Origin of the sequence: Clostridium sp. DSM 8431 (assembly GCF_900116755.1) — a bacterium.
Classification (GTDB): domain Bacteria; phylum Bacillota; class Clostridia; order Clostridiales; family Clostridiaceae; genus Clostridium.
In genome coordinates this window covers 1-4,436 of the sequence record NZ_FPBY01000227.1, presented here as the reverse complement: position 1 = coordinate 4,436, position 4,436 = coordinate 1, and the positions used below count along the sequence as shown (strand labels likewise).

Genomic DNA, 4,436 nt, shown 5'->3' with positions numbered 1-4,436 from the left:
AAATATTTATGATCTTCAATAAAATTATTAATTTCAGAAGATATAGATTTACGTAATGCGGAGCAAATAAAAAAGACAGCATTAGAAAATGATAATTTTCTATTTCTTGAAAATGAATTACCTAAACTGTAAGCTTCTTTAAATTCACTCGAAGTAATTAAATTGTTTGTATCTTTCAAAATTGCAGATAATAATGTTGTATTTTTCATAATATTAAACCTCGCTATAAATTTATTTCTCTATAGCGAGGCTGCAAATTTTTTCTCTATTGTCAAGCTTTTTTTTATATTTTTTATTTTATTCTTAAGTTGACGACATTGAGCGCACCTGTAGGTTCACCACAAAGAATTACTTTTGGATTATTTACTAAATCTCTTACAATTGCTATCCTTTGAGCTTCACCTCCTGAAAGTGCTGATGCCGTAAGATTTCTCTTATCATACAATCCTACTCTTTTTAAAAACGCTTCTGCTTTTTCTCTCTTAACTCTATACTTTTTATTGGAGTCTATTGCAATAATAATATTTTCTAAAGCAGTTAAGCAGCTTATTAAGTTATGATTTTGAAAAACAATTCCAATATTCTTTCTTCTGAATTTTTCTATTTCTTTTTCCTTTTTATAATTAATTATTTTATTGTTAAATACCACCTTACCACTGCTTGGCTCTGACAATAAAGCTAATGTATATAATAAATTAGATTTTCCGCCTCCTGAGGGCCCCATAATAGTTATGAAATCTCCCTCATTTATCTTTAAATTTATTCCTTTTAAAACTTTTTGCGTAGTATTTCCTTGAATAAATGATTTTTCTATACCATTTATTTCTATCACTTAAATCATCTCCTTGATTTAAGTCTATAATATGAAAAGTATTTTTTTATCAATTAAAAATAAAGAAAAGATAAAGTTTTAATATAAATTATTGCCTAAAAATAATAGCGCCAATTACTATTGACGCTATTAATAAAGAAATAACTCTATTCCAAATTATAAAATCATTCAAAACCATAATATATTCTTTAAAAAACCAAATTTTCCATACTTTAACATAATATCATTCTACACCGTATAAATTCAGCACTACAATAGCCACAATAGAAATTAAAATACCTGATACTGTAGACGACAACCATACTCCATTAAGCCCCAGAAATTTGTCATAACCACAAAAGCTACAACAGGAAATACTAAAGTTCCTAACAGGGATATAAATAGTGAAAGCATAGGCTTTTCAATTGAAGTGAAGAAGGAAAAAACAATCATGTCTATTCATCCAAACAAATAGGAGAAAGAGAAAAGCTCCATTGCCACAAGACTCATCTTTAGTAATTCCACATCTTCAGGCTTCATAAAAATAGGTGCCACATACTACCCTGCAAAGAACATAAACATCATTGAAACTAAATAGAGAACTGCACCTGCAGCCATTATTCTTTTAAGAAAAGCCTTAACCTTCCACTTTAAACCTGCTCCATAACAATGAATGATAGGAGGCTGTAAGGCATCACACATTTCAAAAATCAGCATACTAACAAAAGAGTCTACATACATCACAATAGAGAAAGCTGTCACAGCAGTAGTACCTCCATATTTAAGAAGATAAAAATTAAATACCAGTAATGTAACAGACATGGCAATATTACTGAAGAATTCAGATGAACCATTAAGAATTAAAATTCCCACCTACTTAAGGTTAAGCCTTCCTTTTGTATAATATATATCCAGTCTTTTTCCCTTAAATAGTAACAATAGAACTAATACTCATAGCAATGCAACTTGCTAATGCTGCTGCCCATACCCCTTGTTCCAAAAAAGCAATTAAAATAACATAAAGAATTATATTTAATACTTGCATTGCTACATTTATCCACATACCAGTTTTTATTTACTGCAAATACGAAGAAAATTATCAGTAGCAAAATAAACTGTCATAATGAGATTGAATATGGCATACACTCGTGTATATGTAATTCCATTGTAAACAGATTCCTCAGTGGCACCTTTTGCTAAAAGTCTTACAATAGGTTCAGCCCAAAATAGTCCAATTATACTTATGATTGTTGAGATAAAAATAATTATCTTAATAACATAAGTAAAAGTCAAAGAAGCTTCTTCTCTATCACCTTTTCCAAGAAGCATAGATACTCTAACAGAAGCCCCTGTAGCTATCATATTTGATATTGCAAATACAATCATCACCAAAGGCATAATAAGATTCACAGCAGCCAGTGCACTTTCACCAATATATCTTCCCACAAAAAATCCATCCACAATCTGATACAAAGATCCTGCTACCATGCTAATCATCGATGAATAGCACAACGGCAGAAAAGACTTGTAGGCGAAACCGTTTTAAATACTTTTGAATCCATTTCAAATCACTCCATTTCTAAAAAATTTTACATAAAAATAGTACAAGTTCAATTAAATTTATGTCTATACTAAACTTTTTCTATAAACTCGCACCAAAATCAGATACAATAGCCTGACCTGTAAATCTATATCCTTTATCTCATATAATGAAACTTCCTTATGAATTAACTGTAGAGCTTATATAGCACATTCATTTTAATAATCATAAGCTATGTAGGGATATAACAACATTTCTATATAAAAGCCCATTAAGAGCTGGAATGCAATATATATGAACCATCATTTTGAGTGTAAAAATCTATCCCCAAAAACTTAAGAAGTACATTTCTTAATTCCTTCCTCCATTAAAAAAACTTATTTTAGTCCTTAAACAAAAAGAAGATATGTATAAAAGACTTGCTAATCATTCCGACATATCTTCTTTTTCATAACATTACTATATATTATATATTAAATTTCTATTAGCTTAAATTAAGCTTCTGTAAAGAAAGATAAAACATAATTAATTCCATTCTCTCCATAAATCAATTCTCTTAATTCTTCAACTGTTTCTCTTGTAGTTGCTCCTGTATGTGCTGAGTTATTACGTAATACTCTAATCTTTTCTAGTAATTCATATATTTTTTCATAATTACTTATCATATCTTTAATATAATATTTAAGTTGCCCTATTGTCTTCTTAGGTACTAAATTTAAGCGCTTATTGATTTCAATTTCAAAACACTTACTCATAGCTACGACTATTGGTGCAAAATCTATAGTAGTATTTTTATTTGATTCATATAAGAATTCACCTGTTGCTAGAGTATTTACTGATTCTTCACTTAAAGTAGGATAGTGTAATGATAATTCTTGTAGAATTTCTTTATATTTTTTATTCCTTTTATAATTTGAATCTTCTTTCATTTTATTAATAACTACATCCATACGTTTTTCAAAAATACTCCACTGATTATCATCTTCAGTTAATTCAATATCCATCCCTTGTATTTTCATTAAATCAACCGCCCAATTACGCATTTTACACATGTTTTTAGATAAATCTGCTTTTGCTGATTTATATTCTTTCTTCATCTTAGTAATATTTTCAGCTAAAATATTATTTTTATTTTCCATATCTATGAATGCAGAAATAGTATCATCTAAATCTAAGAATTTCTCATTTGAAGGATACTTCTTTAAAGCAACTTGTGTTACTGTATATGCTGCTTCAAAATCTTTGAATGCAATATTACACTGTATAAGCTCATATAGAACTTCTATTTCTTTTTCAGTCATACCTTCTTTAGGAACAATAGAACTCATTTCAACCTCTTTTTTTCTTATTGAAAAATTAAAATCCTCATTTTCTAAAAAGAAGAAAGATTTTTTCAAGTATTCTAACGCTTCTTCTTTTCTTCTTAATCTTCTAAGTATCTTTCCATACATTAAATAACCTAGTTCATCCTCAAAAATATATAAAGACCTTCTTATGAAATCTAATGCTGTTTCATAATCTTTCTTTCCATAATAAGCTTTACCCATATTGTATAAATCAGTATTGTCAAGTTTAGTTTTGGGTTTATCTTTTAAAATATTAATAGCTTTATCAAATTCATTTGTTTCAACATAACATGATGCTAAATTTGATTTTATAGACTTTTCTATATTTTCTCCAACATTCCATAAGTAGTGTGAATTTTCAAGAACTTTTTCATAATATTCAACTGCTTTTTTAGGTTGATTTAAGAAACCTGGTATGCATAAATTACCTAAAAGATATTCATAATACGTTTCAAGTGATTTATTACTCTTATTAATAGATTTAGCTGTATTTTTAAATAGAGTGATAAGTAAAACTAGCTATTCAAATATAGGTGGACGTCCCTTAAAGTTCGTGCTTAAATAAGGATGTTCTCCTTTTATATTTATTGGATTTTCATCAGATTTTGAAAATATAAATTTAAAAAGAGCTAAATAATTTGCTAAATATTTTGTTGATACCCCTCTATAAACAGCTATAAATCTCTTTAAGTTGCTATGAAGACTATTTATTTTTTGAATATTATACTGTTTTAAGCTA

At 28.0% G+C, this 4,436-nt stretch carries 6 protein-coding genes and 1 pseudogene; all 7 read right to left on the bottom strand.

Features of this window, described 5'->3' with window-relative positions:
* Positions 1-209 (bottom strand): hypothetical protein (locus tag BM384_RS17470; protein WP_347455081.1); only part of this gene is annotated, 209 nt, incomplete at its 3' end.
* An 83-nt stretch (positions 210-292) separates the two neighbouring features.
* Entirely contained in the window at positions 293-832 is a 540-nt protein-coding gene (locus BM384_RS15815) for an ABC transporter ATP-binding protein (RefSeq protein ID WP_090015045.1), read from the bottom strand.
* A gap of 537 nt (positions 833-1,369) precedes the next feature.
* Positions 1,370-1,684, bottom strand: a complete 315-nt coding sequence (locus tag BM384_RS15810) for an MATE family efflux transporter (RefSeq protein WP_090015042.1) — start codon at positions 1,682-1,684, stop codon at positions 1,370-1,372.
* A gap of 52 nt (positions 1,685-1,736) precedes the next feature.
* Positions 1,737-1,874, bottom strand: coding sequence for a hypothetical protein (locus BM384_RS18040; RefSeq protein WP_207650740.1), 138 nt, complete (start codon positions 1,872-1,874; stop codon positions 1,737-1,739).
* Between the two features lie 8 nt (positions 1,875-1,882).
* Positions 1,883-2,299 (bottom strand): MATE family efflux transporter, encoded by a 417-nt coding sequence (locus BM384_RS15805; protein ID WP_278280945.1) that lies wholly within the window; start codon positions 2,297-2,299, stop codon positions 1,883-1,885.
* A 546-nt stretch (positions 2,300-2,845) separates the two neighbouring features.
* Positions 2,846-3,898, bottom strand: a complete 1,053-nt coding sequence (locus BM384_RS15800) for a tetratricopeptide repeat protein (protein ID WP_090015038.1) — start codon at positions 3,896-3,898, stop codon at positions 2,846-2,848.
* Positions 3,899-4,216: 318 nt separating this feature from the next.
* Positions 4,217-4,436: pseudogene (locus tag BM384_RS17820) on the bottom strand (IS1595 family transposase); the annotation flags it as partial.

Excerpts from the sequence above, each read along its gene's own strand:
- BM384_RS18040 (WP_207650740.1), bottom strand. The coding sequence starts at position 1,874 with ATGTGGATAAATGTAGCAATGCAAGTATTAAATATAATTCTTTATGTT.
- BM384_RS15805 (WP_278280945.1), bottom strand. The coding sequence starts at position 2,299 with ATGGTAGCAGGATCTTTGTATCAGATTGTGGATGGATTTTTTGTGGGA.
- BM384_RS15800 (WP_090015038.1), bottom strand. The coding sequence starts at position 3,898 with ATGGGTAAAGCTTATTATGGAAAGAAAGATTATGAAACAGCATTAGAT.